This is a genomic window from Polaromonas sp. (genome assembly GCF_036676035.1).
Lineage (GTDB): Bacteria > Pseudomonadota > Gammaproteobacteria > Burkholderiales > Burkholderiaceae_C > Polaromonas.
On the sequence record NZ_JAKFDR010000098.1, the window covers coordinates 1 to 26,219 of the forward strand.

26 protein-coding genes are annotated in these 26,219 nt (G+C 61.6%); 17 read left to right on the forward strand and 9 right to left on the reverse strand.

Translation table 11 applies throughout. The features are described from left to right. Both groL and groES read right to left on the reverse strand, forming a co-directional pair. Nucleotides 1–1,176: chaperonin GroEL (groL, locus tag V6M61_RS14285; protein ID WP_332777247.1), on the reverse strand; the 1,176-nt coding region annotated here is incomplete at its 3' end. A gap of 51 nt (nucleotides 1,177–1,227) precedes the next feature. After that, on the reverse strand, nucleotides 1,228–1,518 hold the full coding sequence (groES, locus tag V6M61_RS14290; RefSeq protein ID WP_332777248.1) for a co-chaperone GroES: 291 nt from the start codon (nucleotides 1,516–1,518) through the stop codon (nucleotides 1,228–1,230). A 615-nt stretch (nucleotides 1,519–2,133) separates the two neighbouring features. On the opposite strand from groES, the gene mraZ reads away from it, so the two are divergent. From mraZ to V6M61_RS14375, 17 genes are all read left to right on the forward strand, one after another. Beyond that, nucleotides 2,134–2,562, forward strand: a complete 429-nt coding sequence (mraZ, locus tag V6M61_RS14295) for a division/cell wall cluster transcriptional repressor MraZ (RefSeq protein WP_332777249.1) — start codon at nucleotides 2,134–2,136, stop codon at nucleotides 2,560–2,562. Further along, the gene (gene rsmH, locus V6M61_RS14300) at nucleotides 2,537–3,490 is read left to right on the forward strand and encodes a 16S rRNA (cytosine(1402)-N(4))-methyltransferase RsmH (RefSeq protein ID WP_442957785.1); all 954 of its coding nucleotides are present in this window, start codon (nucleotides 2,537–2,539) and stop codon (nucleotides 3,488–3,490) included. The genes mraZ and rsmH overlap by 26 nt, the downstream gene beginning before the upstream one ends. Before the next feature lie 223 nt (nucleotides 3,491–3,713). Then, on the forward strand, nucleotides 3,714–4,007 hold the full coding sequence (ftsL, locus tag V6M61_RS14305) for a cell division protein FtsL (protein ID WP_332777251.1): 294 nt from the start codon (nucleotides 3,714–3,716) through the stop codon (nucleotides 4,005–4,007). Beyond that, complete coding sequence (locus tag V6M61_RS14310) at nucleotides 4,000–5,742, forward strand: peptidoglycan D,D-transpeptidase FtsI family protein (RefSeq protein ID WP_332777252.1); 1,743 nt, start codon at nucleotides 4,000–4,002, stop codon at nucleotides 5,740–5,742. Before ftsL ends, V6M61_RS14310 begins: the two co-directional genes overlap by 8 nt. Continuing rightward, nucleotides 5,739–7,238: a UDP-N-acetylmuramoyl-L-alanyl-D-glutamate--2,6-diaminopimelate ligase gene (locus tag V6M61_RS14315; protein ID WP_442957786.1), complete on the forward strand. Its 1,500-nt coding sequence runs from the start codon at nucleotides 5,739–5,741 to the stop codon at nucleotides 7,236–7,238. Before V6M61_RS14310 ends, V6M61_RS14315 begins: the two co-directional genes overlap by 4 nt. After that, complete coding sequence (locus V6M61_RS14320) at nucleotides 7,235–8,668, forward strand: UDP-N-acetylmuramoyl-tripeptide--D-alanyl-D-alanine ligase (protein ID WP_332777253.1); 1,434 nt, start codon at nucleotides 7,235–7,237, stop codon at nucleotides 8,666–8,668. Before V6M61_RS14315 ends, V6M61_RS14320 begins: the two co-directional genes overlap by 4 nt. Beyond that, on the forward strand, nucleotides 8,659–9,837 hold the full coding sequence (gene mraY, locus V6M61_RS14325) for a phospho-N-acetylmuramoyl-pentapeptide-transferase (protein WP_332777254.1): 1,179 nt from the start codon (nucleotides 8,659–8,661) through the stop codon (nucleotides 9,835–9,837). Before V6M61_RS14320 ends, mraY begins: the two co-directional genes overlap by 10 nt. Then, nucleotides 9,834–11,327, forward strand: coding sequence for a UDP-N-acetylmuramoyl-L-alanine--D-glutamate ligase (gene murD / locus V6M61_RS14330; protein WP_332777255.1), 1,494 nt, complete (start codon nucleotides 9,834–9,836; stop codon nucleotides 11,325–11,327). The genes mraY and murD overlap by 4 nt, the downstream gene beginning before the upstream one ends. A 5-nt stretch (nucleotides 11,328–11,332) precedes the next feature. Then, the gene (gene ftsW / locus V6M61_RS14335) at nucleotides 11,333–12,577 is read left to right on the forward strand and encodes a putative lipid II flippase FtsW (protein ID WP_332777256.1); all 1,245 of its coding nucleotides are present in this window, start codon (nucleotides 11,333–11,335) and stop codon (nucleotides 12,575–12,577) included. A gap of 157 nt (nucleotides 12,578–12,734) precedes the next feature. Then, nucleotides 12,735–13,811, forward strand: a complete 1,077-nt coding sequence (murG, locus tag V6M61_RS14340; protein ID WP_332777257.1) for an undecaprenyldiphospho-muramoylpentapeptide beta-N-acetylglucosaminyltransferase — start codon at nucleotides 12,735–12,737, stop codon at nucleotides 13,809–13,811. Beyond that, nucleotides 13,808–15,250, forward strand: coding sequence for a UDP-N-acetylmuramate--L-alanine ligase (gene murC, locus V6M61_RS14345; RefSeq protein ID WP_332777258.1), 1,443 nt, complete (start codon nucleotides 13,808–13,810; stop codon nucleotides 15,248–15,250). The genes murG and murC overlap by 4 nt, the downstream gene beginning before the upstream one ends. Continuing rightward, nucleotides 15,247–16,218 carry a D-alanine--D-alanine ligase gene (locus V6M61_RS14350; protein WP_332777259.1) on the forward strand — a complete coding sequence of 324 codons (972 nt, stop codon included), beginning with the start codon at nucleotides 15,247–15,249 and terminating at the stop codon, nucleotides 16,216–16,218. The genes murC and V6M61_RS14350 overlap by 4 nt, the downstream gene beginning before the upstream one ends. Nucleotide 16,219: 1 nt before the next feature. Then, complete coding sequence (locus V6M61_RS14355; RefSeq protein WP_332777260.1) at nucleotides 16,220–17,023, forward strand: cell division protein FtsQ/DivIB; 804 nt, start codon at nucleotides 16,220–16,222, stop codon at nucleotides 17,021–17,023. Nucleotides 17,024–17,027: 4 nt separating this feature from the next. Then, nucleotides 17,028–18,257: a cell division protein FtsA gene (gene ftsA / locus V6M61_RS14360; RefSeq protein ID WP_332777261.1), complete on the forward strand. Its 1,230-nt coding sequence runs from the start codon at nucleotides 17,028–17,030 to the stop codon at nucleotides 18,255–18,257. 172 nt (nucleotides 18,258–18,429) lie between these two features. After that, the gene (ftsZ, locus tag V6M61_RS14365; RefSeq protein ID WP_332777262.1) at nucleotides 18,430–19,653 is read left to right on the forward strand and encodes a cell division protein FtsZ; all 1,224 of its coding nucleotides are present in this window, start codon (nucleotides 18,430–18,432) and stop codon (nucleotides 19,651–19,653) included. 84 nt (nucleotides 19,654–19,737) lie between these two features. After that, the gene (gene lpxC / locus V6M61_RS14370; protein WP_332777263.1) at nucleotides 19,738–20,661 is read left to right on the forward strand and encodes a UDP-3-O-acyl-N-acetylglucosamine deacetylase; all 924 of its coding nucleotides are present in this window, start codon (nucleotides 19,738–19,740) and stop codon (nucleotides 20,659–20,661) included. A 23-nt stretch (nucleotides 20,662–20,684) separates the two neighbouring features. Beyond that, the gene (locus V6M61_RS14375; RefSeq protein WP_332777264.1) at nucleotides 20,685–20,861 is read left to right on the forward strand and encodes a hypothetical protein; all 177 of its coding nucleotides are present in this window, start codon (nucleotides 20,685–20,687) and stop codon (nucleotides 20,859–20,861) included. Between the two features lie 94 nt (nucleotides 20,862–20,955). Here the strand turns inward: V6M61_RS14375 and V6M61_RS14380 are convergent, their stop codons facing one another. The 7 genes from V6M61_RS14380 to V6M61_RS14410 all read right to left on the reverse strand — a co-directional run bounded on the left by V6M61_RS14380 (nucleotide 20,956) and on the right by V6M61_RS14410 (nucleotide 26,212). Beyond that, nucleotides 20,956–21,423, reverse strand: a complete 468-nt coding sequence (locus tag V6M61_RS14380) for a DUF4440 domain-containing protein (RefSeq protein WP_332777265.1) — start codon at nucleotides 21,421–21,423, stop codon at nucleotides 20,956–20,958. 59 nt (nucleotides 21,424–21,482) lie between these two features. Continuing rightward, complete coding sequence (ruvC, locus tag V6M61_RS14385; RefSeq protein ID WP_332777266.1) at nucleotides 21,483–22,031, reverse strand: crossover junction endodeoxyribonuclease RuvC; 549 nt, start codon at nucleotides 22,029–22,031, stop codon at nucleotides 21,483–21,485. Between the two features lie 44 nt (nucleotides 22,032–22,075). Beyond that, nucleotides 22,076–23,056 (reverse strand): phosphatidate cytidylyltransferase, encoded by a 981-nt coding sequence (locus V6M61_RS14390; protein WP_332777267.1) that lies wholly within the window; start codon nucleotides 23,054–23,056, stop codon nucleotides 22,076–22,078. 2 nt (nucleotides 23,057–23,058) lie between these two features. Then, nucleotides 23,059–23,670: a lysophospholipid acyltransferase family protein gene (locus tag V6M61_RS14395; protein WP_332777268.1), complete on the reverse strand. Its 612-nt coding sequence runs from the start codon at nucleotides 23,668–23,670 to the stop codon at nucleotides 23,059–23,061. Nucleotide 23,671: 1 nt separating this feature from the next. After that, on the reverse strand, nucleotides 23,672–24,430 hold the full coding sequence (locus V6M61_RS14400; protein ID WP_332777269.1) for a transglycosylase domain-containing protein: 759 nt from the start codon (nucleotides 24,428–24,430) through the stop codon (nucleotides 23,672–23,674). 24 nt (nucleotides 24,431–24,454) lie between these two features. Then, nucleotides 24,455–25,294, reverse strand: a complete 840-nt coding sequence (gene aroE, locus V6M61_RS14405) for a shikimate dehydrogenase (protein WP_332777270.1) — start codon at nucleotides 25,292–25,294, stop codon at nucleotides 24,455–24,457. Nucleotides 25,295–25,363: 69 nt separating this feature from the next. Next, nucleotides 25,364–26,212 carry a TonB C-terminal domain-containing protein gene (locus V6M61_RS14410; RefSeq protein ID WP_332777271.1) on the reverse strand — a complete coding sequence of 283 codons (849 nt, stop codon included), beginning with the start codon at nucleotides 26,210–26,212 and terminating at the stop codon, nucleotides 25,364–25,366. Nucleotides 26,213–26,219 lie beyond the last annotated feature (7 nt).

Consider the following 26,219-nt stretch of genomic DNA (forward strand, 5'->3'; position numbering starts at 1 on the left):
CTTTTCTTTCATTTCGACTTCGGTGGCAGCGCCAACCTTGATCACGGCAACACCGCCGGCCAGCTTGGCCACGCGCTCTTGCAGTTTTTCACGGTCGTAGTCGCTGGTCGCTTCTTCGATCTGAACGCGCACTTGCTTGACGCGGGCTTCGATGTCGCTGGCTGCGCCGGCGCCGTCGATGATGATGGTGTTTTCCTTGCCCACTTCGATGCGCTTGGCCTGGCCGAGGTCAGCCAGCGTCACTTTCTCGAGCGACAGGCCGACTTCTTCAGCGATGACCTTGCCGCCGGTCAGGATGGCGATGTCTTCCAGCATGGCTTTGCGGCGATCGCCGAAGCCAGGGGCCTTGACAGCCACCACTTTCAGGATGCCGCGCAGGGTGTTGACCACCAGCGTTGCCAGGGCTTCGCCTTCAACTTCTTCAGCGATGATCAGCAGCGGACGGCCGGCCTTGGCGACTTGCTCCAGGGTGGGCAGCAGGTCACGGATGTTGCTGATCTTTTTGTCGAACAGCAGCACAAACGGGTTGTCCAGCAGGGCGGACTGCTTTTCAGGGTTGTTGATGAAGTAGGGTGACAGGTAGCCACGGTCAAACTGCATGCCTTCAACGACGTCGAGTTCGCTTTCGAGCGACTTGCCGTCTTCCACGGTGATCACGCCTTCTTTGCCGACTTTGTCCATCGCGTCAGCAATGATCTTGCCGATGGTTTCGTCAGAGTTGGCAGAAATCGAGCCGACCTGGGCGATTTCCTTGGAAGTCGTGGTGGGCTTGGAAGCCTTTTTCAGTTCTTCGGTCAGGGCCAGAACAGCCTTGTCGATACCGCGCTTGAGGTCCATCGGGTTCATGCCGGCGGCCACGTACTTCATGCCTTCGTGAACGATGGCTTGTGCCAGCACGGTGGCGGTGGTGGTGCCGTCACCCGCGATGTCGGAGGTCTTGGAAGCCACTTCCTTGACCATCTGCGCGCCCATGTTTTGCAGCTTGTCCTTGAGTTCGATCTCTTTGGCGACGGACACACCGTCTTTGGTCACGGTGGGGGCGCCGAAAGAGCGCTCGAGCACCACGTTGCGGCCTTTGGGGCCCAGGGTTACCTTGACGGCGTTGGCCAGGATGTTCACACCCTCGACCATGCGTGCGCGGGCTTCGCCGCCGAAAATGACGTCTTTTGCTGCCATGTTTAATTCTCCAGATTCAGTAAATTTAAGGATTGAAAGAGATGAGAAAAATTACTTCTCGACGACCGCGAACAGGTCGTCTTCTTTCATCACGAGCAGCTCGTCGCCATCGACCTTGACGGTCTGGCCGCTGTATTTGCCAAACAGCACGCGGTCGCCGACTTTGACGGCCATCGGGCTCAAATCGCCCTTGTCATTCTTTTTGCCAGGACCGACGGCCAAGACTTCACCCTGATCAGGCTTTTCAGCGGCGCTGTCGGGAATGACGATGCCAGAGGCGGTTTTGGTTTCGTTTTCCACGCGTTTGACGATCACGCGGTCGTGCAGGGGACGAAGTTTCATGAGAGCTCCTTGCTTTTAGACAATGGTTTTAGGAATCAAAAAGCACCAGCGTATGAGGTTGGTGCTTGTTAACTTAGGTGGCAGGAGTGATTTGTTAGCACTCCATGTCATCGAGTGCCAATCATAAGGGCGTTTTGTGATGGTTTCAAGTCACGGCCTTCGAAATTCACCGGGTGGCTGCTGCAGAAGTGCCGCATCGCCCGAGCCGGATTAAGGGACAGCCTTAGGCGCAGGACTCAGTGGGGCGCTTATCCGGCACGCCGGCGTCTAAGGCCCCCACGGGCTGCGCCCTGCCCCCCGAGGGGGCGCAGCCGGTTTGAGGCGGCTCGGCACCGGCTAAGCTTCCACGGGAAAGCCAAGCCGTTTGGCTCGCTGGGTTTTAATCCCCATGCGCTCTTCAATAGCTTAATTGGCTTAAGGCAACACTTTCACTAGATGTTCTAAGTGCATAATTTAGAACACTTTTTTGCTTTTGGTTTGCTTCCGGAAAGACGCCTAAGTCCTTGATTTCATTGAAAGAATTTGTTTCAACCCTCTTGCGTGCGGGAGGTTTCCTGATAAAGTGGTAAAAAGTGCAATTTAGTGGTGAAAAGTGTTTTCTAAAGGTTTTTAGCGGTGTTTCAAGGCGCGTCATCTGTAGCTCTCGATGCCAAGGGTCGGCTTTCTGTGCCGACCCGGCATCGTGACGTGCTCAGCGCCACGGCCGCCAGCCAGCTCACCATCACCAAGCATCCGCACGGCTGCCTGATGATTTTCCCTCGCAACGAGTGGGAGAAATTCCGCGAGCGCATTGCGGCTTTGCCGATGCAGGCACAGTGGTGGAAACGGATTTTTCTCGGTAACGCCATGGATGTGGAGATGGATGCGACCGGCCGTGTGCTGGTTTCGCCCGAATTGCGCGCGGCTGCGGGCATCACCAAAGACTCCGTGCTGCTGGGCATGGGCAGTTACTTTGAACTGTGGGATGCGGCGACCTACGCGGCCCAGGAAGCCGAGCAGATGAAGGGCGAGATGCCCGATGTCTTCAGAGACTTTTCATTTTAGAAAGCAGACGGTGCAAGACACATGGACACACCGCACCGTCTTGTTGAACGAAGCAGTCGAGGCGCTTCACATCAACCCGGACGGCCACTACATCGACGCGACCTTTGGCCGCGGCGGGCATTCGCGGCTGATCCTTTCGCAACTCTCGCCAAGCGGCCGCCTGACGGCCTTCGACAAAGACCCCGACGCGATTGCCGAGGCGCAGACCCTGGTCGATCCACGGTTTTCCATTCGCCACGAGGGCTTCATGCATCTGGGCGAGCTGCCTGCGGCCAGCGCGGCTGGCGTGCTGATGGATCTGGGCGTGAGCTCGCCACAAATCGACAACGCGGCGCGTGGTTTCTCGTTTCGATCGGACGGTCCCCTCGACATGCGCATGGACACCACGCGCGGTCAAAGTGTGGCCGATTGGCTGGCAGATGCGCAGATAGAAACCATGGCGGAGGTGATTCGTGAATATGGCGAAGAACGGTTTGCTCAACAGATTGCAAAGGCGATTGATCGTCGCCGACAGGAACGGGGCCCTCTTCGAACCACCGCTGAGCTGGCCGAAGTCGTGGCTGGCGCGGTCAAAACCCGCGAGCCGGGCAAGGACCCTGCAACGCGCACATTTCAGGCTCTTCGGATTTTCATCAACGCCGAGCTTGAAGAGCTGCAACAAGCGCTAGAGGCTTCACTGAAGGTACTGCAACCAGGAGGACGTTTGGTGGTGATCAGTTTCCATTCACTGGAAGACCGCATCGTCAAGCAATTCATGGCGGCGCATTCGCGCGAGGTGTTTGACCGTCGCGCGCCTTTTGCTGCGCCCAAGGCGATGAAGCTCAAGGCGCTTGGTCGCATCAAGCCCAGCGAAGAAGAAATTGCCGGCAACCCGCGCTCGCGCAGTGCCGTCATGCGCGTCGCCGAGCGCACGGAGGTGAGCGCATGAGCACCGCAGTACGCGCAGCGACAAGCGTGGGGACCAGCGAACGCCGCGAAGGGCCGCCCCAAGCAAGTTCAGCCCCTCCTCGTGGTGAAAGGGGCAGCGTAACGCCGGAGGCACGCGCAGCGACAAGCGTGGGGGCCGCCGAACGCCGCGAAGGGCCGCCCCAAGCAAGTTCAGCCCCCTCGGGGGGCAGCGCAGTACGCGCAGCGACAAGCGTGGGGGCCTCATGACCCGCCTCAATCTGGTGTTGCTGGTGGCAGTGATGGTCAGTGCGCTGTACCTGGTGCGCACGCAATACGAGTCTCGCCGCCTGTATGTCGAGCTGGAAAAAGCCACCGCCGAAAGCCGCAGGCTGGAGACCGACAGCGAGCGTCTGCAGGTTGAAAAGCGCGCGCAGGCGACGCCGTTGCGGGTGGAAAAACTAGCGAAAGACCGCTTGCAGATGCAAACGGTCACGCCTGCCATCACGCAGTATGTAACGTATAAAAGCAATGCGGCGGCGGGGGGTACGCATGAGTAGAAGCGTCCTCTACACTTCCAGCCCCTTGCTGGCGAGCAAAACGCCGGTCTGGCGCAGCAAGTTCATCGTGGCCGGCATTGCGCTGGCCTTTGTTGCATTGGCGGGGCGGGCTGCGTATGTGCAGGTGTTTGGCAATGATTTTTTCCAGCGGCAGGGCGAAGTCCGCTTTGCCCGCACGCTGGAGTTGCCCGCCAACCGCGGGCGCATTCTGGATCGCAACGGCCTGATCCTGGCTTCCAGCGTGCCGGCGCCCAGCATCTGGGCGATTCCGGAAGATGTGGAAGGCAGCAAAGCCCAGCTGGCGCAGCTCGCGAAACTGCTGGACATGTCCCAGGCAGAGTTGTCAAAGAAACTTGAGAACGAAGACAAGAGCTTTGTCTGGCTCAAGCGTCAGGTTGACGAGCCTGTTGCCCAGAAAATCCAGGCCTTGGGCATCAAGGGGATATACCAGCGCAAGGAATACAAGCGGCAATACCCGGAGGGTGAAGCGGTCGCGCATGTGGTGGGCTTTACCAATGTGGAAGACCGCGGGCAAGAGGGCATGGAGCTGGCCTTCAACAAGGATCTGGCGGGGCGCCCCGGTTCCCGCCGGGTGATCAAGGACCGCCTGGGCCGGGTGGTGGAAGACGTGCGCGAACAGGTGCCGCCGGTCGATGGCAAGGAGCTGCAGCTGAGCATCGACAGCAAGATGCAGTTCGTGGCCTACCAGAAACTGCGGGACGCGGTGCTGACCAACAGGGCGCATGCCGGCAGTGTGGTGGTGCTCGATGCCATCACAGGCGAGGTGCTGGCGATGGCCAACTATCCCAGCTATGTGCCGGACAAGCGCCAGAACATGAGCGGATCGCAACTGCGTAACCGGGCCCTGACCGACACGTTTGAGCCGGGCTCTGTCATGAAGGCCTTCACGGTCGGCCTGGCATTGGACACCAACCGTGTGAAACCCCAAACCCAGATCCAGACGGCGCCGGGCCGCATCCAGATCACAGGCTCCACCATCAGCGACGCGCACCCCCGTGGCGTGCTGTCGGTTGAGGAGGTGATCCAGAAGTCCAGCAACGTGGGCACGGTCAAGATGGCCATGCAAATGCAGCCGCGAGAAATGTGGGAGACTTTTTCACGGGCTGGTTTCGGCCAGAAGCCGCAGCTCGCTTTCCCGGGCGTGGTGTCGGGGCGTCTGCGGCCCTACAAAACCTGGAAGCCGATTGAGCAGGCGACCATGTCGTATGGCTACGGCTTGTCGGCCTCGCTGTTCCAGATGGCGCGTGCCTATACCGTGTTTGGCCATGATGGGCAGATCATTTCGGCCACGCTGCTCAAAAGCGATGAACCTGCCTCCGGTGTGCAGGTCTTTTCATCCCGCACGGCGGCAGAAATCCGCAAGATGCTGCAAATGGCGGCGGGCCCTGGCGGCACCGGCCCCAAAGCCCAGACCGTGGGTTATTCGGTTGGCGGCAAATCAGGCACGGCCTACAAGCAGGTGGGCAAGGGCTATGGAACCGACAAGGACCGCAAGTACCGGGGCTGGTTCGTGGGCATGGCGCCCATCGACAAGCCGCGTGTCATTGTGGCGGTGATGATTGATGAGCCGTCGGCGGGCAAGTACTTTGGTGGCGATGTCGCAGCGCCGGTGTTCAGCGAAGTGGTGCAGCAGACCCTGCGCATGATGGGCGTGCAACCCGACGTGGCGGTGAAACCGCAGATCGTGGCGCAAGCCGTGGAGGAGTCATTTTGACCACGCTGCTGCAAACTCCTGAACAGGCAGCCCGCTGGCTGCGTGAACGCGTCACAGGCAGTCTGTGGGCCGACAGCCGCAAAGTGGGTGCGGGTGATGGTTTCATCGCCTGGCCCGGCGCCGCGACCGATGGCCGCAAATACGTCAACCAGGCGCTGGCAGCTGGCGCCCATGCCTGTCTGGTCGAACAGGATGGCGTGGACGCCTATGGTTTTTCCGACGACCGCATCGCGGTTTACGGCGGGCTGAAGGCCGCCACGGCGCCCATTGCGGCGGCCTATTTTGATGAGCCGAGCCAGCACCTGCAGGTGCTGGCCGTGACCGGCACCAATGGAAAAACGTCCACCACCTGGTGGCTGGCCCAGGCGCTGGCCAAGCTGGGGCGCAGGTGCGGCGTGGTCGGGACACTGGGCGTTGGCGAGCCCCATGCCATGGTCTACAACGGCTTGACAACGCCAGACCCGGTCTTGCTGCAGCAGCAATTGCGCCGCTTTGTGGATGAAGGTTTTTCCGCTTGTGCGATGGAGGCCTCTTCGATCGGCATGGCCGAGCGCCGCCTGGATGCAACCGCCATACAGATCGCGATTCTGACCAACTTCACCCAGGATCACCTGGACTACCACGCGTCCATGCAGGTTTACTGGGAAGCCAAGGCCGGGCTGTTCAGCTGGCCAGGCCTCAAGGCCGCGGTGATCAATGTCGATGATCACAAGGGCGTCGAGCTGGCCGAATCGCTGCGGGAGTCGGGTCTGGATGTCTGGACTTTTTCCTGTGTGGGGCCTGCGCGGATTGAAGCCCGGGCGATTGAGCACGGTGCCCAGGCTTTGAGTTTTGAGGTGTTCGAAGGGGCTGAGAAGCACTGGATTTCAACCCCGATGGTGGGGCAGTACAACGTTTCCAACCTGCTCGGCGTGATGGCGGCCCTGAGGGCCATGAATATTTCCTTGAAGGATGCCGTGGGTGCTTGCGCCGACCTGCTGCCCGTACCTGGCCGCATGGAGACCATCGCCCTGCAGGGGCGGCCGCTGGCGGTCATCGATTACGCGCATACGCCGGACGCGCTCGAAAAAGTCCTGTCCGCCCTGAGACCGGTCGCGCTGAGTCGCGGAGGGCGGCTCTGGTGTGTGTTTGGCTGTGGCGGGGACCGCGACGCCACCAAGCGCCCCCTGATGGCGGCCGTCGCAGAAAAAAATGCGGACGAGATTGTGGTGACCAGCGACAACCCGCGCAGTGAAAGTCCGGCGGTCATCATCAGTCAGATCCTGCTGGGCTTGAGTCACCGTGCGGTGGTCCATGTGCAGGCCGACCGGGCTGCGGCGATTGCGCATGCGCTGGGTTTGGCGCAATCTGGCGATGTCGTGCTGATAGCGGGTAAAGGGCATGAAGACTACCAGGAGGTGCAGGGAGTCAGGTTGCCGTTTTCTGACCGGGTCCATGCGCAAGCAGCCCTGCAGCAGGGCCCGGCCACGGTCCCGGGCGCAGGAGGTGTCGCATGATGAATTTGCAGCAAGTATTGGGCTGGCTGCCTTCGGCGCGGCTGGTGGGCGATGGCGAGGTGCGTGTCAATCGGGTGCACACCGATACGCGAACCCTGCAGGCCGGCGATCTGTTTGTGGTGCTCAAGGGGGAGCGTTTTGACGCGCATGATTTTCTCGCCCAGGCCAAAGACAAGGGGGCGGTGGCCGCCATTGCGCACCACGGTCTTGCCCACGCAGGTCTGCCGGGTCTGGAGGTGGCGGACTCCAAGCTGGCCTTGGGGCAGTTGGCTGCCGGTTGGCGCTCGCAGTTTGAACTGCCGCTGATTGCGGTGACGGGCAGCAACGGGAAAACCACCGTCACGCAAATGATTGCGTCGATTCTGCGTGCCTGGAAACAGGGGCAGGCCTTTGCCACCGAAGGCAATCTCAACAACGACATTGGGGTGCCCCTGACCCTGCTGCGCCTGCAGCGCAGCCATCGGGTAGGGGTGGTGGAGTTGGGCATGAACCACCCGGGTGAGATTGCCTACCTCTCGGCCATCGCCAAGCCCACCGTGGCGCTGGTCAACAACGCCCAGCGCGAGCATCTTGAATTCATGGCGACGGTTGAAGCCGTCGCGTGCGAAAACGGCTCGGTCATAGAGTCACTCGGCGCCCAAGGCGTGGCCGTATTCCCCGCCGATGATGAGTACTCAGGCGTTTGGCGAGCGCTGGCAGGCTCAAGGCCGGTGTTGACATTTGCCGAGACCGGGCTGGCCGATGTGACGGCGGATGCCGGCTGGACCGGCAGTTACTGGCAGGTGAATGCGACAACACCTTCAGGTTCGTTTGAATTTGAGCTGGCGGTGGCGGGTCGCCACAACGTCAAGAATGCGCTGGCGGCGACGGCCTGTGCGCTGGCAGCAGGGACCCCGTTGGCAGCCATCGCGGCCGGGCTGTCTGCGTTTGTTCCCGTCAAAGGCCGTTCACGGGCCGCGACCATCAGTCTGCAAGGGCGATCATTCACCCTGATTGACGACACCTACAACGCCAACCCCGACTCCATGCGCGCGGCCATTGACGTGCTGGCAAATTTGCCGGGCCCGCGCCTGTTGGTGCTGGGCGACATGGGGGAGGTGGGCGATCGCGGGCCTGAGTTTCATCAGGAAATTGGCCAGTACGCCAGGCAATCCGGCATCGAAGGCCTGCTGTGCATTGGTGACTTGATGAAGCACAGTGCGGCTGCATTTCCCGGCGCGCACCACCACGACAGCATGGACTCGTTGATCGAATTGACGCGCCAGATGCTGGGCCAGCAGGGCAGCGTGCTGGTCAAGGGGTCACGCTTCATGAAGATGGAGCGCGTGGTTCAGGCGATTGAGGCGATGGCGGTTGAACCGGCTGCCGCAATACAGCCTGGGCAGGATGGATTAACGGCGCAGGCCGGCAAGGAATCAAAATGTTATTGAGTCTGGCTCAGTGGTTGCAAAGCCTGTCGCCCGAGTTTGGTTATTTCCGGGTGTTTCAGTACATCACTTTTCGTGCGGTGATGGCGGCCATGACCGCCTTGCTGATCGGTTTGATTGCCGGTCCCTTTGTGATTCGCCGCTTGACGGAACTCAAGATTGGCCAGCCCATCCGTGAATACGCGATGCAGACGCATTTGAGCAAGACCGGCACCCCGACGATGGGGGGCGTGCTGATTCTTTTGTCGATTGGCATTTCCACGCTGTTGTGGTTTGACCTGAGCAACCGCTTTGTCTGGATTGTGCTGGTCGTCACGCTGGGTTTTGGCGCCATTGGATGGGCAGACGACTGGCGCAAGGTGGTGCACAAAGACCCCGAAGGCATGCGGTCGCGTGAAAAATACCTCTGGCAGTCGCTGATTGGCCTGCTGGCTGCGCTGTACCTGGTGTTCAGCATTTCCGAGAGCTCCAACCTGCGTGTGCTGGAGCTGTTCTTCAGCTGGGTGCAATCGGGCTTTGATGTGAACCTGCCACCCAAGGCCGGCTTGCTGGTGCCGTTTGTCAAGGAAGTCAGCTACCCGCTGGGCGTGTTTGGCTTTGTCATCCTCACCTACCTGGTGATCGTGGGCGCGAGCAATGCCGTCAATCTGACGGATGGGCTGGACGGCCTGGCGATCATGCCGGTGGTCATGGTTGGTTCGGCGCTCGGCGTGTTTGCTTACGTGACGGGCAGCTCGGTCTACTCCAAATACCTCTTGTTCCCCTATATCCCCGGCTCGGGCGAGTTGCTGATATTTTGCGCTGCCATGGCCGGCGCCGGCTTGGCATTCCTGTGGTTCAACACCCATCCGGCCCAGGTGTTCATGGGCGACGTCGGCGCGCTGGCGCTCGGTGCGGCACTGGGCACCATTGCCGTCATTGTTCGCCAGGAAATCGTGCTGGCCATCATGGGCGGAATTTTCGTGGTCGAGGCCCTTTCCGTGATGCTTCAGGTGGTGTATTTCAAATACACCAAAAAAAGATACGGAGAAGGACGCCGCATCCTCAAGATGGCGCCGCTGCACCATCATTTCGAGAAAAGTGGCTGGAAAGAAACGCAGGTGGTGGTGCGCTTCTGGATCATCACCATGCTGCTGTGTCTGGTCGGCCTTTCATCGCTCAAACTAAGATGAAACACCTGGCTCAAAAAAATGTTCTGGTGCTGGGGCTGGGCTTGTCCGGCCTGGCGCTGGCCCGCTGGTGTGCCCGCTGGGGTGCCCAGGTGACCGTGGCCGATACCCGTCAGGCACCGCCGCAGCTTCAGGTCTTGCAGGACGCGGTGCCGTTGGCTACCTTTGTAAGCAGCGAGATGAATGAAGCGCTGCTGGGCGCTGCCGATTTTGATCTGGTGCTCAAAAGCCCGGGCTTGTCGCCCGCCTCGGTGGCGCCAGTGATGAACGCTGCACAGGCCAGGGGTGTGGTCTGCGGCAATGAGCTGAGCCTGTTTGCGCAAGCGCTGGCGGACCTCAAAGAGAGCCAGGGCTACGCCCCCAAAGTGATTGGCATCACGGGCACCAATGGCAAGACGACCGTGACATCCCTGACGGGGCAGCTGGTTCAGCGCGCCGGTAACTCGGTGGCTGTGGCGGGCAACATCGGCCCGACGCTGCTCGATACCCTGGCCGAAAAACTGGATGCGCAAGTTTTCCCGGAGGTCTGGGTGCTTGAGCTGTCGAGTTTCCAGCTCGATCAGGTGAACAATTTCGAACCGTCTGTCGCCACCATCCTGAACATCACCCAGGACCATCTGGACTGGCATGAAACCATGTCTGCCTACATGGCAGCCAAATCGCGTGTTTATGGCAGCCAGGGGCTGATGCTGCTTAATCGTGATGACGCCCGGGTCATGTCCGGCTTGCCGCCGCTGGTCAAGGGCAAACAGCTGCGCGAGTACCTGACTTTTGGCAGTGACGAGCCGCAACGCCCCGGTGACTACGGCATCGAAACAGTCAATGGCATGGCCTGGCTGGTCCGCGCGGCCGAGGCGGATGAAACCATCAAGCGCCGCAAGGATGAGGAAATCACGCTGCATGTCCAGCGTTTGATGCCCGTCGATGCCCTGAGGATTCGCGGCCGCCATAACGCAAGCAATGCGCTGGCGGCCCTGGCGCTGGCCGTTGCGGCCGGCTGCGGCATGGCCCCCATGCTGCATGGCCTGCGCGAATACAAAGGCGAGCCGCACCGGGTGGAGTCGGTTGCCGTGATCCATGACGTCGAGTATTTTGACGACAGCAAAGGAACCAACGTCGGAGCGACGGTCGCGGCACTGGCCGGTCTGGGAGCGGAGCGCAAGCTGGTCGTGATCCTGGGCGGAGAAGGCAAGGGGCAGGACTTTTCGCCACTGGCCGATCCGGTGGCACGCCATGCCAGGGCGGTGATTTTGATCGGACGCGATGCCCCTCTGATCAGGGCCGCGCTGGAGGGTACGGGTGTTGCCTTGCTCGATGCGCAGGCTATGCCCGCAGCGGTGCTGCTGGCCTCGCAGCAAGCCCGAACCGGTGATGCCGTCCTGATGTCACCTGCTTGTGCCAGTTTTGACATGTTTGAAAACTACGAGCACCGCGCCCAGGTGTTTTGTCAGGCCGTCAATGAGTTGGCGCAGGATGCGGGGGTTGTGTCGTGATCGCCATGGCACGTCTTTCCGGCTGGTTTTCGGGCTTGGGCAAGGCTGCCTCCGATGCGTTGCCGGTTCGTACCGGGGGCCAGAGCCTGTCGCGCACGCCCTCCACACCCCATCGCATGCCCGGGTTTGATCAGACTCTTGTGTGGGTCACGCTCGCGCTGCTGATGTGGGGGCTGATCATGGTGTATTCGGCTTCCGTCGCGATGCCGGACAACCCCAAATTCGCCCGCTACGCCCACACCCACTTTTTGCTGCGCCATGTGTTGTCGATGGCGGTGGCATTTGTGGCCGCCGTGCTGGTCTTTCAAATACCCATGTCAACCTGGGAAAAACTGGCGCCCTGGCTGTTTGTGGCCTCTTTGCTGCTGCTGATACTGGTGCTGGTGCCATTCATCGGCAAAGGCGTCAATGGTGCACGGCGCTGGATTTCCATGGGGTTCATGAATTTCCAGCCTTCCGAGCTGGCCAAGTTCGCGGTGCTGTTGTATGCCGCCGACTACATGGTGCGCAAGATGGAGGTCAAGGAGCGCTTCTTCCGCGCGGTGATGCCCATGGCGGTGGCGATTGCGGTGGTGGGGCTGCTGCTGCTGGCCGAGCCCGACATGGGCGCTTTCATGGTGATCTCCGTGATTGCCATGGGCATACTTTTTCTGGGCGGCGTCAATGCGCGCATGTTCTTTGTCATCGCGGCGGTGGTCGTCATTGCTTTTGGCCTGATGGTGATGCTCAGTGACTGGCGCAGGGAGCGGATTTTTGCCTACCTTGACCCGTGGAGCGACAAGTACTCCATGGGCAAGGGCTACCAGCTGTCCCATTCACTGATTGCGTTCGGACGCGGCGAGATTTTCGGGGTGGGATTGGGCGGCAGCATTGAAAAACTTCACTGGCTGCCTGAAGCGCACACCGACTTTTTGCTCGCCGTCATCGGTGAGGAGTTTGGCTTGCTGGGGGTGCTGTCGGTCATCGGCATGTTCATGTGGATGACACGCCGGATCATGCATATCGGCCGCCAGTCGATTGCGCTGGACCGCCTGTTTGCCGGTCTGGTCGCGCAGGGCGTGGGCATCTGGATGGGCTTTCAGGCCTTCATCAACATGGGTGTGAATCTGGGCGCCCTGCCCACCAAGGGCCTGACGTTGCCGCTGATGAGCTATGGCGGCTCTGCGATTCTCATGAACCTGATCGCGCTTGCCGTGGTGCTGCGGATTGACTACGAGAACAGAACCTTGATGCGGGGAGGGCGGCCATGAGCGCCGTGCGGACGCCTCTATTCCTCAGCCCCTGTGCGGGGGGGGCTTTTTCCCTCTCCCTCTGGGAGAGGGTTAGGGTGAGGGCGCTCGGTCGGCGCGATGCCCTCACCCCTGCCCTCTCCCAGAGGGAGAGGGAGCAGGAGCAAGAGGTGACACCATGAGCAAGTGCGCGTTGGTCATGGCCGGTGGCACCGGCGGCCACATTTTCCCCGGGCTGGCCGTGGCCGAAGCCCTGCGTGAGCGCGGTTGGCGTGTGCACTGGCTGGGCGGTAAAGGCACGGCCGAGCATCCGAGCATGGAAAGCCAACTGGTACCACCGCGCGGATTTGCTTTCGAGAGCATTGATTTTTCAGGCGTGCGCGGCAAAAGTCCTGTCACGCTGGCTTTCCTGCCGCTGCGCTTGCTCAAGGCCTTCTGGCAGAGCATTGCCGTGGTGCGCCGCGTCAAGCCGGATGTCGTGGTGGGTCTGGGGGGCTACATTGCTTTTCCGGCTGGCATGATGAGTGTGCTGCTGGGCAAACCCCTGGTGCTGCACGAACAGAACTCGGTCGCCGGCCTGGTCAACAAGGTGCTGGCCGGCGTGGCTGATCGTGTCTTTACCGCCTTTCCAAATGTGCTGAAAAATGCGCAGTGGGTAGGCAACCCCTTGCGTCCGGCATTCACGCAGCAGCCTGAGCCTGCCGTCCGTTTTGCCGGCCGCAGCGGGCCTTTGAAATTGCTGGTGGTCGGCGGCAGCCTGGGGGCTCAAGCCTTGAACCGCATCGTGCCGCAAGCGCTGGCCCTGATTCCGCAGGCGCAGCGCCCCAGCGTCATCCACCAGAGTGGCGCCCGGCAGATTGATGAACTGCGCGAGAACTATCGCGCCGCTGGCGTGCAGGCCGAACTCACGCCCTTCATCGATGACACCGCCCAGGCTTTCGCCGAGGCCGACCTGATTGTCTGCCGCGCCGGTGCCAGCACCGTGACCGAGATTGCGGCGGTGGGTGCCGCGGCCCTGTTTGTGCCTTTCCCGGCAGCTGTCGACGACCACCAGAGCACCAACGCGGCCTTCCTGGTGGACCAGGGCGGCGGCTGGTTGGTGCGGCAAAAAGACCTGACACCCGACTACTTGGCCAGAATGCTGCAAAAAACAGAGCGCTCCGCGCTGATGGAGCGGGCGCTACAGGCCAGAAAGATGCAAAAAACAGATGCCACAGCCCTTGTGGTGGCCGCTTGCGAGGAGCTGGCAACATGAAACACGCCATTAAAAACATTCATTTCATCGGGCTGGGTGGATCCGGCATGTCGGGTATTGCGGAGGTTCTGCACAACCTGGGCTATGTGATCTCCGGCTCCGATCTGCATGACAGCCAGACGCTCAGGCGCTTGGCTCAGTTGGGCATCAAAACCTTTGTAGGCCATGCTGCGGCCAACCTGGCCACGGTAGATGCGGTGGTCACCTCCACGGCGGTGCAGGCCGATAATCCCGAAGTGCTGGCGGCGCGCGAAAAGCGCATCCCGGTGGTGCCGAGGGCCCTGATGCTGGCCGAGTTGATGCGTCTCAAGCAGGGCATCGCGATTGCCGGAACGCATGGCAAGACCACGACCACCAGCCTGGTGGCCAGTGTGCTGGCCGAAGCGGGGCTGGACCCGACCTTTGTGATTGGCGGCCGGCTCAACAGCGCCGGCGCCAATGCCAAGCTGGGCTCGGGCGACTACATCGTGGTTGAGGCCGACGAGTCGGATGCGTCTTTCCTCAACCTGCTGCCGGTGATGGCGGTCGTGACCAATATCGACGCCGATCACATGGAAACCTATGGCCATGATTTCGGCAGGCTGAAACATGCATTTGTCGACTTCCTGCACCGCATGCCGTTTTATGGCACGGCGATTTTGTGCACCGACGATGCGGCCGTGCGCGAAATCGTGCCCCAGGTGACCTGTCCCATCACCAGCTACGGCTTTGCTGAAGAAGCCCAGGTACGCGCCATCAACGTGCGGGCGGTGGGCGAACAGATGCATTTCACGGTGCAGCGGCGCAACGGCGTGACCTTGCCGGACTTGCCCATCGTGCTCAATTTGCCGGGTGTGCACAACGTGCTCAATGCACTGTCGGCGATTGCGGTCGCCGTGGAACTCAATGTGCCTGATGCAGCCGTGCAAAAAGCACTGGCCGACTTCAAGGGGGTGGGCCGCCGCTTCCAGCGATACGGCGAGGTTGCGGCCAAACCCGACAACGGGGGCGGCAGCTTTACCGTGATCGATGACTACGGCCATCACCCGGTCGAGATGGCCGCCACGCTGGCCGCGGCGCGCGGGGCATTTCCGGGCCGGCGGCTGGTGCTGGCCTTCCAGCCGCACCGCTATACCCGCACCCGCGATTGCTTTGAGGATTTTGTCAAGGTCATTGGGCTGGCAGATGCCGTTTTGCTGGCAGAGGTCTATGCCGCCGGCGAAGCGCCGGTGGTGGCGGCTGACGGGCGTTCGCTGGCGCGCGCCTTGCGGGTTGCCGGCAAGGTGGAGCCCGTGTTCGTGGATGACATTGGTGCCATGCCGCAGGCTATTTTGGACAACGCGCGGGACGGCGATGTGGTGATGTGCATGGGGGCGGGCTCGATTGGTCTGGTCGCCGGAAAAGTCGTTGAAATGCAGGAAATAACAGGGCGCCCGGCGCCGGCGGGGCGGACATCATGAGTCAGAAGAATCCGGATTTTGGCAAGGTTGCCGTGCTGATGGGAGGGCGGTCCGCCGAGCGCGAGATTTCCCTGATGTCGGGCGCGGGCGTGCTGCAGGCACTACGTTCGCGGGGTGTCGATGCCCATGCCTTTGATCCTGCCGAGCGCGATCTGGGCGAGCTGAAAAATGAAGGCTTTGAACGCTGCTTCATCACCCTGCATGGCCGGTTTGGCGAAGACGGCACGGTGCAGGGCGCCCTGGAGCTGCTGGGCATTCCCTACACCGGCTCGGGGGTGATGGCCTCCAGCATTTCCATTGACAAGGTCACCACCAAGCGCGTCTGGCTGGCCGAGGGCCTACCCACGCCGAAGTATGTGCTGTTGCACCAGGGGGCGTACAGCAGTGCCCAGGTCAACACCATTGCCGACACGCTGGGTCTGCCGCTGATCGTCAAGCCTTCGCGCGAAGGCTCTTCCATTGGTTTGACCAAGGTGACCAAGGCGGTGGATATGGCGGGCGCAGTGGCGCAGGCCGGGCAGCTGGATGCCGACATCCTGTGCGAGCAATTCATCAGCGGCGATGAAGTGACCTGCCCGGTGCTGGGAACGGGCGCGCAGGCCCGGGCGCTGCCGGTGATTCGCATCGTGGCGCCGGATGGCAACTATGACTACCAGAACAAGTATTTCACCGATACCACGCAGTACCTGGTGCCTTGCGGACTGCCCGAGGGCGAAGAGCAGGCCATCCAGCAACTGGTGTTGCAGGCCTACCGCACGCTCAATTGCCGCGGCTGGGCCCGGGCTGATGTGATGATCGATGCGACAACGCGCAAGCCCTACCTGCTTGAAATCAATACCTCACCCGGCATGACGGGGCACTCCCTGGTGCCGATGTCGGCGCGGGCGGCCGGTATTTCGTACGAGGACCTTTGCATCGAGGTGCTCAAAACGGCCGCGCTGGATTATCCCAAGCCGGGAGGACATTGACTTGAGTCGAACCCTGCCACTGCCAAAGCCATTGCCGCTGGATGTCAAGTTCATGAACACCCTGTCCATGGTGTTCGGCCTGGCGTTTGCGGCCATGGCGCTGGCATGGGTGGGGACGTGGTTGATGCGTCAGCCGCTGTTCGCCTTGAAGGCCATCCATGTGCAAGGTGATTTGACGCATAACAACGCCGTGACCTTGCGTGCCAATGTGGCGCCCAGGCTGGCTGGCAATTTCTTCACGGTCGATCTGGCCCGCACGCGCGCCGCCTTCGAGGCGGTGCCCTGGGTGCGCAAGGCGGTGGTGCAGCGCGAATTTCCCAATCGGCTCCGGGTGAGCTTGCAGGAGCACCAGGCGATGGCCTATTGGGGCCCTGAAGAGGACTCGCGGCTGGTGAACCATTTTGGTGAGGTGTTCGAAGCCAACCAGGGGGATGTGGAGTCCGAGGCCCTGCCGCGGTTGAATGGCCCCCAGGGGCAGGCGGCCCTGGTGCTGCAGGGTTACCAGATGCTTGCGCCGGAGTTTGAAAAGCTCGATGCCACGCTGGAGCAGCTCGAGCTGACCGGGCGCGGCAGCTGGCGGGCCCGGTTGGACAGTGAGGCCGTGCTCGAACTGGGCCATGGTTCACTCGAAGAGATTCTGGCGCGGACACAGCGATTCACCGCCACGTTGACACAGGTGTCGTCGAAATTCGGCCGAAATCTGGAATCCGCCGATTTGCGTTACGGCAATGGCTATGCGCTCAAGCTCAGAGGGGTCACCACGACAGGGATGGGTGACAAACGGGACAGGAAAGAACGAAGGTAAACATATGGCCAAGGAATACAAAGATCTGGTGGTGGGGCTGGACATCGGGACCAGCAAGGTGATGGCCGTGGTTGCCGAAGTCTTGCCGGGTGGGGAGCTCAAGCTGGCCGGCCTGGGCATTGCGGCCAGCAATGGTCTCAAGCGCGGCGTGGTGGTCAACATCGATGCCACGGTGCAAAGCATCCAGCAGGCGCTGAAAGAGGCCGAGTTGATGGCCGACTGCAAGATCGCGCGCGTCTACACCGGCATCACCGGCAGCCATATCCGCGGCATCAATTCCAGCGGCATGGTGGCCGTCAAGGACAAGGAAGTCACGCAGGCCGATGTGGCGCGCGTGATTGAAACCGCCAAAGCCATCAACATCTCCACCGACCAGCGCCTGCTGCTGGTCGAGCCGCAGGAGTTCGTGATCGACGGCCAGGACGTGCGCGAACCCATTGGCATGAGCGGCATCCGCCTGGAAGCCAAGGTGCACATCGTGACCGGTGCGCAGAGTGCCGCCGAGAACATCATCAAGTGTGTGCGCCGCTGTGGCCTGGAGGTGGACCAGCTGATGCTCAATCCGCTGGCGTCGAGCCTGTCGGTGCTCAGCCAGGACGAGCAGGAGCTCGGTGTGGCGCTGGTCGACATTGGTGCCGGCACCACCGACGTGGCGATTTTCACGGGCGGAGCCATTCGCCATACCGCCGTGATCCCGATTGCTGGTGACCTGATCACCAGCGACATTGCCATGGCCCTGCGCACGCCGACCAAGGATGCCGAGGACATCAAGGTGGAAAGCGGTTATGCCAAGCAACTGCTGGCCGATCCGGAAACGCAGGTCGAGGTGCCCGGTCTGGGTGATCGCGGTCCGCGCATGCTCAGCAAGCAGGCGCTGGCCGGGGTGATCGAGCCGCGTGTCGAAGAGATTTTTTCGCTGGTGCAGCAGGTCATCCGCGAGTCAGGCTACGAAGAGGTGCTCTCGTCGGGCATTGTGATCACCGGCGGCAGCGCCGTGATGCCCGGCATGGTGGAGCTGGGCGAAGACATTTTTCTCAAACCTGTGCGCCGCGGTATTCCCAGATATTCCAGCGCCCTGTCGGACATGGTGGCGCAAGCCCGCGCTGCCACGGTGATGGGCCTGCTCGAAGAAGCGCGCCTGGCACGCATGCGCGGCTACAAGGTGGCGCAAAAGGCAGGCAGTGTGCACAACGCTTTCGGTCGTGTCAAAGACTGGTTTGTGGGGAACTTCTGATGAAAAACTTTTTAGCTTTTATTGAGTCCCGGTGTCCTTCCAGATGTGTTCCAAAACATGCTTTGGGACGTTCAAGGTCAGGGGGCGCTGATCCGCCCTCATGAGCATCAATGTCAAACAGAAGAACGTTTAAAAAATCTTGGCAACTGCAGTTTATTGATAGGAGGCTCCCATGAGCATCGAAATGATTGAAATCGAAGAATTCAACCAGGGCACGCAAATCAAGGTGATTGGCGTGGGTGGCGGCGGCGGCAACGCGGTCGAGCACATGATCGGTTGCAACGTTCAGGGTGTCGAATTCATTTGCGCCAATACCGACGCGCAGGCCCTTGGCCGGGGCAGCGCGCACAAAACCATCCAGCTGGGGGGCAGCGGGCTGGGCGCCGGCAGCAAGCCCGAAAAAGGGCGTGACGCGGCCGAGCTGGCGGTGGACGATATCCGCTCGGCCATCGATGGCGCCCACATGCTGTTCATCACGGCCGGCATGGGCGGCGGCACCGGCACCGGCGCGGCCCCGGTGATCGCGCGCATTGCCAAGGAGATGGGCATTCTCACCGTGGGCGTGGTGACCAAGCCTTTCGACTGGGAAGGCGGTCGCCGCATGACCAATGCGGATCAAGGCCTGGCCGAGCTGGAAGCCAATGTCGATTCACTGATCGTGGTGCTCAACGAGAAGCTGCTCGAAGTGCTTGGCGATGACGTGACCCAGGACGAGGCCTTTGCCCATGCCAACGACGTGCTGAAAAACGCCGTCGGCGGGATTGCCGAGATCATCAATGTGCCCGGCCACGTCAACGTCGACTTCGAAGACGTGCGCACCGTGATGGGCGAACCCGGCAAGGCCATGATGGGGACGGCGGTGGCCAACGGCCCTGACCGTGCCCGCATCGCGGCCGAGCAGGCGGTGGCCTGCCCGCTGCTCGAAGGCATCGACCTGTCGGGCGCCAAGGGCGTGCTGGTGCTGATCACCGCGGCCAAGGGCTCGCTCAAGCTGAGCGAGTCCAAGCTGGCGATGAACACCATTCGCGCCTATGCCTCACCCGATGCGCATGTGATCTACGGCACCGCCTACGACGATGCGCTCGGCGACCAAATTCGCGTGACCGTGGTCGCGACGGGTCTGAGCCGCCAGGGGGTGCGTCGCCACGCACCGCCGCTGCAGGTGCTGCGCACCGGTACTGACAACGTGCCGTTCAACGTGCCCACGCTCAATACCGGGGTGGCCGGTTCGCCTGCCATGACGGGCGGCGTGGCCCAGCCTGACTACGGCAATATGGCCGTGCCCAGCGTGTGGCGTACCAACCGCACGCAGGCCGCCGCCAAGGTGGACGCACTGGCCTCGGGCGGCATGGATGACTTCGAGATCCCGGCCTTCCTGCGCAAACAGGCGGATTAAGAACCGTCTTGCCCTTCAGGCGCTGGCGAACGGCGGATGACCGTGCCTTACGCAAGGTTCATCCGCCCTCTTTAAAATAGTTGCATGCTCGCTCAAAGAACACTCAAATCCCTGACCAAGGCCGTAGGCGTGGGCCTGCACAGCGGCCAGCGGGTCGAGTTGACCCTGCGGCCTGCCGCGCCGGACACGGGCATCGTGTTTCGGCGAGTTGATCTGCCCCAACCAGTGGATATCGTCATTTCGGCGCAGGCCGTGACCGACACCCGGCTGGCTTCCACCATCTCGAGTGGCAGCGCCAAGGTGCACACCGTCGAACACCTGATGTCGGCCTGTGCCGGCCTGGGCATCGACAACCTGTACGTCGACATCACGGCCGAAGAAGTGCCGATTCTGGACGGCTCGGCATCGTCGTTTGTGTTTTTGCTGCAATCCGCCGGCATTGCGCTGCAGGCGGCCCCCAAGCGCTTTATTCGGGTGCTGCGGTCCGTCGAGGTGCGCGAAGGCGAGGGCGCTACAGCCAAATGGGCGCGCCTGAGCCCCTACAACGGCTACAAGCTGAGTTTCGAGATCGACTTTGACCATCCGGCGGTGGACTCCACCGGCCAGCGCGTGGAGTTCGACATGAGCTCTGGCTCCTACACGCGGGACATCGCCCGGGCCCGGACCTTCGGATTTACCAAGGACGTGGAGATGATGCGCTCCAACGGACTGGCGCTGGGCGGCGGTCTCGACAACGCCATCGTGATGGATGACTACAAGGTTCTCAACAGCGACGGCCTGCGCTACAACGACGAATTCGTCAAGCACAAGATCCTCGACGCCATGGGCGACCTGTACCTGATCGGCAAGCCGCTGCTGGCGGCCTATAGCGCCTTCCGTTCCGGCCATGCACTCAACAACAAGCTGTTGCGCGAGTTGCTGCTGCATGAAGACGCCTACGAAGTCGTCACCTTTGAAGACGAAAAACGCGCGCCGCAAGGGTTTGCCACGCTGGCTCGTGCCTGGTAGTCAAGCGCGCTGAAGGCTGAGTCATGCTGCTGTTTCGCTGGGCCATTTTGCTGTTGCTGCTGGGTGCGGCGGTGGCCTTTGTTTTTTACGCGAGCACCGGCCAGGCCCGCTACAGGCGTCTGGGCCTGATCATTCTCAAGTGGACGCTGATTGCGGCTTTCGGTTTTTTCGCCGTGCTGATTCTGGAACGCATCGCCTGAAACGGCGAATTACCCAGCAGTCCGTAACGAAGTCGACGCCGCCCATGCTGTCATTCTGAGCAAGGCGAAGAATCTTGCCAGCATACCGAGACAACTACTTCTTCTCGGGCATTGCCGAGGAATGGTGGCTCGTAATGAGCCACTCTGAACCGTTCCAGCGATAGGTGTAGGTATAGCGTCCGCTGACCTTTGCCCCTGTCTTGGCAAACGTGAAGGTGTAAAGACCAGCATTAACCGCTGTGTTGCAACCGAGCTCAATGGTGCGCAAGTCGATCGCGCCAGAGGGGCGGTTCTCCAAGAAGTGATGGAAGTAATCCTCCTTCTCGGCTGGCGTGAGACGCGGCTTGTTTGAAACAGTAGGCAAGAGGATGGATCGCTCTGCGTAGTTGGCGACTACCTTGTGCGGATCACCAGTTAGCAACGACTGATTCCAGCGATCGAATAGCGAGGCGATTTCCTGTTCTGTAGTCGCCTTACAGGACTCTACGCGCGCACCTTGCGTACTGGCACAGCCGACAAGAGTTGCGGCAATCACGAACATGCTTAAAGACTTAATCTTCATTTACGCGCTCCTTTTAGTGTGGGCAGCAGAGTTTGAGGCATAACTTTCTGGTTTGGCCATCAGTAATGGCGGCCTGCCTTGTAAGACGCGCTGGACTTGGGGCTCAAGGTCGCCGCGGCTGACAACAGGGCGGCTGAGCGCCCCGCATGCGCATGCGTGATGGCCAGGCCCAGGGCATCCGCGGCATCCTTGCCGGGCAGGGCGGGCAGCTTGAGCAGGCGCATGACCATTTGCTGGACCTCAGCTTTGCCGGCCTTGCCGTAACCCGCAACGGCCTTTTTCATTTGCAGGGCGGTGTATTCCGCCACCGCCAGATCACTGGACACCAGCGCCGTCACGCAGGCCCCGCGGGCCTGGCCCAGCAGCAGGGTGGCTTGCGGATTGACGTTGACGAAGACGATTTCCACCGAAGCCGAGTCCGGCTGGTAGCGCTGCACGACTTCGCGCACGCCGTCAAACAGCACCTTCAGGCGGCCCGGCAGGTCGCTGCGCTCCAGATGGGTGGTCTTGATGGTGCCGCTGGCCACGTAACGCAAGTCCTGGCCGTCCATGTCCACCACGCCAAAGCCCGCGATCTGCAGGCCGGGGTCAATTCCCAGAATACGCATTTTTGCTATGAATTTTGTAGCTGCTTGCGCAGGATTTTAAAGGGCTAGAGGCCAAAATACCATCTGACCGAATGAAAGAACACGGGCGCTGCGAAGCACAGCGCATCGACGCGGTCCAGCAGGCCGCTGGCGCCCGTGATGGATTTTCCTTCGGCGCCCCAGTTGGTGATGCCCCGGTCGCGCTTGAGGGCCTTCATGACCAAGTGTCCCATGGAGCCCGCCACGCAGGCGATGAAGGCCATGGCCAGCGCCTGCGCCGGTTTGAAGGGCGTGAGGCCCGCCATCAGGCCGCCTACAAAACTGGCGACGGCGACGGCGATCAGCCAGCTCACCCAGTTGAAACTTCTGCTGATATTGGGGGCGCTGGAGGGCCGTGCCAGCTTGCGGCCAACCAGATGCTGGACGATCATGCCGCTTTGCACCACGAACACCAGGAAAAACACCAGAAACGCATTTTTGCCGCCGTAGTTCGGAAACTTGAGCAGCAGCAGCGCAGGGATGTGGCTGATGCCGTACACGCAGACCATGATGCCCCACTGCAGCTTGGCGTTGCGCTCCAGAAAGCGCTTTGGGTCGTCCGCCAGCGCACTGACCACCGGAATGGCGAGAAACACGTAAACCGGAATGAACACGGTCACCAGATCGAAATGCCGCGTGATGACCAGCGCGAACTGCACCGGCAGGATCACAAAAAAGGCCAGCACCAGGCTGCGGTGGTCGCCTTTGCGGGTGGGTGACAGGGTGATGAACTCCCGCAGGGCAAAAAAAGCGACCAGGCCGAACAGGACGGTCGCCACGGTCTCACCCGATGCCCAGCCCAGCCAGAACACCGTGCACATCACCCACGAGGTTCTCAGCAGGCCATTGAATTCTTTCAACGCCTGCGTGCGCTGCTCATCTTCATGCCGGTCCTTGAAGGACCTCACAAAAGCGGTCACGCTGACGATCAGCAGCAGGCCAAACACAATCACAAACAGCAGGCCCACCTGCTGGGAGGGCGTCAGGCTGCGCAAAAAGGTATTCATGCCTAACTGTCCTTGAGCGCCATGACGGCCAGACGGGCCCGGGCGAGAAAGCTGCCCCGCTCCTCGCCGTCTTCCAGGGCGAGCGGCGCGCCAAACGTGACCGAGCACAGAATCGGCACCGGCACCACTTCACCCTTGGGCATCACGCGCTGCACGTTGTTGATCCAGGCCGGCACCAGCACCACCTGCGGGAATTTCTGGGCCAGGTTGTAGAGCCCGGACTTGAAGGCCTGGGGCTCTTCCTGGTTGCCGCGCGTTCCCTCGGGAAACAGGATGATGGAGTCACCGCTTTCCAGCGCCTCTATCAGGGGCTCCAGCGGGTCCTGATCGCCGGTCTTGGCCCGATCGACGTAGATGGCATTGAACACCGCTGTGGTAATCCATTGCCTGAACGGTGTTTTGGTCCAGTAGTCCTTGGCGGCGATGGGTCGGGTGATACTGCGCAGCTCTTCGGGCAGCGCCGCCCAGATCAGCACCAGATCGGCATGGCTTTGGTGGTTGGCAAAGTAAATCCGCTGCTCCGCCTTGGGTGGGCAGCCCTGCCAGCGCGCCTGGGCGCCGGTCAGTGCCCGGATCAGGCCCAGCAGAAAGAGGCTCATTAATCTAGCCAACATCTCAAGGCAGTTCTATGCCCCCCATGCGGGCCGTGATGGTGCTGGCGCGCGAGGCCAGGTAGCCCGAGTTGGGGCGGGTCTCAAAATACCTGGGCCGCGGCAGCATCACGGCCAGGCGGGCGGCTTCGTAGGCGCTGAGTTTGACGGCGGGTTTGCGGTAGTAGTGCTGGGCTGCGGCCTCGGCGCCAAACACGCCTTCACCCCATTCCACGCTGTTGAGGTAAATCTCCAGAATGCGCTGCTTGTCCAGCAGGGCTTCAAGCAGCAGCGTCAGCACCAGCTCCTGGCCTTTGCGCAGCAGCGTGCGCTCGCCCGATAAAAAGAGGTTTTTGGCCAGCTGCTGGGTGATGGTGGAGCCACCGACAATCTTGGGCGGTTTCGCTAGCCTTGCGGGCGCCAGTTTGTTGCCAAACCGTGCCGACTGGGCCGCAATCTGTTCGGCACGTTGTTCGGCCCGGCTGTTTTTGCCCCAGGCTTTTTCCAGCGCCTCGATGTCCACGCCGTCGTGCTCGATGAAGCTGGCATCTTCCGAGGCAATCACGGCGCGCTTGAGGTGATCGGGCAGCTCGTCATAAGACATCCAGTGCTGCCGCCACTTCAGCGAACCCTTCTCGACGGCAACGCGGTACGCTTCGGAGCGTTGAAACGCGGTGGACTCAGGGTCAAGCACCGCCATCAGGGCGATGCGCGCCACAAAGAAAAGCTGCAGGGCCAGACCGGCCAGCAGCACCAGAGCGAGCCAACGCAGCAGCGCTTTCATGAAAGTGCTTTCACAGACAAGCTTTCATGCCAGGCGCGCCCGCATTTCCTGCAGCACCTGGGCTGAGGGCGGGCGCACACCGCGCCAGAGGGCAAAGGCCTCGGCCGCCTGTTCCACCAGCATGCCCAGGCCGTCGCGCGCCACCGCGCCGTGCTCTTGCGCCCAGCGCAGGAAGCCCTGGGCGGGCGGGCCGTACATCATGTCGTAGGCCAGTGCGCCGGCTTTCAGCACACGCGGCTCCACCGGCACACCGCCGCCGGCCAGGCTGCTTGCCGTGGCATTGATGATGACATCGAAATCGCCTTCCGGCCCTTGCAGATCCTGCGCAGACAGCTCTGTTTTTTGTAGCAATTCTTGCAGCGAGGGATGGACCCGGTGCCGCGCCACCAGTGCCACCGCCTTGTCCTTGGTGCGGTTGACCAGCACCAGCCGGCGCGGACCGGCTGCCAGCAAAGGCCCCAGCACACCGGCGGCTGCACCGCCTGCGCCTATCAGCAGCACATCCCGGCCGGCCAGGCTGACGCCGGCATTGACCTGGATGTCCTGCACCAGGCCGACGCCATCGGTGTTGTCGGCATGAATGGTGGAGCCGTCGAATTTCAGGGTGTTGGCGGCCTGCGCGAGTTGTGCGCGCTCGCTTTGCGTGCTGGCGGCCTGGAACGCCTCGAACTTGAAAGGCACCGTCACGTTGCAGCCGCGCACGCCGCTTCGGATCAGCTGTGCCAGGGTGTCGGCAAAGCCGTCCAGCGGCACCAGCTGTTTGCCGTAGTGCATGCTTTGCCCGGTCAGCTCGGCAAAGCGGGCCTGTATCAGCGGTGATTTGCTGTGTTCGACCGGGTTGCCCAGTACGCAGTAGTGGTCCATGGCGCAGTGCTGTTGATTGAGATGGGTTGGTCGGGCGTATCGGGAATGCAGGGCGGGCCAGGCTGTGCGTCAGCGGCTGAGCAACCGGGTTTCCAGGGCCTCGTCGCGGGTGAACTTGAAGCGCGAGACCACCACAATCTGGTCGGCCTTGCGGCGCATGGCGTCATTGAAGCGACCCAGCGGGCCGGTGCCTTTGACGATGCTCTGGGCCCGGCGGTCCAGCGTCAGGTTGCCTGAGGTCTCGGCCACCTCGGTGGCCAGGATCTGGCCATCGAAATTGACGGTGACGATCATGGTGAGCTCGCCATAGAGCTTTTTGCCCGCCTGTTCGGGAAAGTTCACCGTGCCCTTTTCCTCGATCTTGCGGCGCATGGTGTCGTAGTAGACCGCATAGACCTCTTCGCGTGTGGCCGGGCTGATGTAGCGCTTCTTGGGCCGGGCATTTTCTTCGTTGATGCGCTTTTCAATTTCGGCCAGCAGCTTGATGAGCTGCTTGCGCTTTTCCTCGCGCTCGGCCTGCGCCGGGTGGGTGGCCGTCTGTTTCGGGTCGGGCAAGGGCATGGACGCGAGCTGCTTCCTGAGCTGCGCCAGCAGCATGGTCTGCTGCTCCTGCATGGACTCGATCTTGCGCTGCGCGTCTTCGGTGGCGTCGCCGAGCTCCATCAGGGCCGAGGGCGGCAACGGCGAGGTGGCGCGGCCTTTTTCCAGCTCGCCACCGCCGGCCAGCGAGGTTTGCGCAATGGCCCTGGCCAGGTCGGGTTTGTCCTTCGATCTGGCATTGACCAGAATCACTTCCAGCGGCGTGTCCTGGAACACCCGGTTGAAAGCTTCCGGATTCACAAAACGGACGGTCAGCAGCACCGCGTGGACCGCGACCGAGACGCCCAGGGCAATTTGCAATGTACTCAGTGATTTCACAGGGGCC